General features: G+C 40.1%; 1 protein-coding gene and 1 pseudogene. One reads left to right on the top strand and one right to left on the bottom strand.

Annotated elements, in window-relative coordinates; translation table 11 throughout:
• Positions 1 to 693: asparagine synthase-related protein (locus LG31_RS0107650; protein ID WP_238567495.1), on the top strand; the 693-nt coding region annotated here is incomplete at its 5' end.
• A gap of 114 nt (positions 694 to 807) precedes the next feature.
• On the opposite strand, the pseudogene LG31_RS21605 reads toward LG31_RS0107650, so the two are convergent.
• A pseudogene (locus tag LG31_RS21605) lies at positions 808 to 1,039 on the bottom strand (UDP-N-acetyl-D-mannosamine dehydrogenase); the annotation flags it as partial.

The raw sequence follows: 1,039 nt of genomic DNA, 5'->3' as shown, positions 1-1,039 counted from the left end.
CTATTGACTCGTCTCTCTGGCGATTACTCCAGAACAATGCGTGATGGTTTTGAACAATTCACTTTGAAAGACATCACGGATTACATGCCACTGGGTCTGGGCTATTTTGATATGTCTAATGACCTGATAATGCGATCTTTCCTGTTCGAGAGCCAAGATTTCTCCAATTGGAAGCGCCTAGCGATTATTCATGAAAAATATAATACTCTGATAACCTCGGAGTTCGAAAAACATATGCTGAGCGCGATCCATTTTAACTATTATGGTCATCTAGGTAGCATATTACATAGAACTGATAGAATATTGATGGCCAACTCAATTGAAGGCCGGGTACCATTTCTAACCAAAGACATCATTGACTTTTCGATGAATATACCTCTCAATCTAAAAATTCATCGACGCTTCAGAAAAGACGGTAAATATTTGTTAAAAAAACTGGCTGAACGTTATCTACCAGATAGCGTCATTTACCGCCCCAAAGCTGGTTTTCCGGTCCCTATGCATGAATATATTCAGCCAATTGAACGAATATTTGAGAATGGCTATGCTATGGAATTTACCGGGATGTCTCTTCGGATGCTAAAGGACTTTTATGCGGCCAATCCATTATTGAAATTCCGCTTATTGGCACTAGAAGTATATGGTCGAATTTTTGTCCGGCATGAAGATTATCGACATATTAATATTGAATAAATAAAAAGGCCTTGATAGGTCCACCAACTATCATGGCCTTCTGCCTTCTGCCTTCTAATCACAGAGAGTAAGAGATTAAAATAACAAAGATGTTCATTCTTTATCGTCCCTCCCTCAACAAAACTTCATATACCTGACCTGCTTTACACACGTAGTAGCCACATCGGAGAATTGGTTATGTTTCACCAACTGTACGACCATATCGGCTTGTTCGAGCGCTTGCGCCAGTGTTACTAATTGGACATTTTCCAGCGAAGACAATTCGTACGGTAACGCAGAAATGTGCGGTTCAACAACCAGTAGTTTATTCTTGGGGTCTCGCGCTAAAATACGCGTAATATTCAGG

The sequence above is a fragment of the Aeromonas lacus genome (genome assembly GCF_000764665.1).
Taxonomy (GTDB): Bacteria; Pseudomonadota; Gammaproteobacteria; order Enterobacterales; family Aeromonadaceae; genus Aeromonas; species Aeromonas lacus.
Note: the sequence above shows the minus strand (reverse complement) of the source record. Positions and strands in the feature narration are given on the sequence as shown.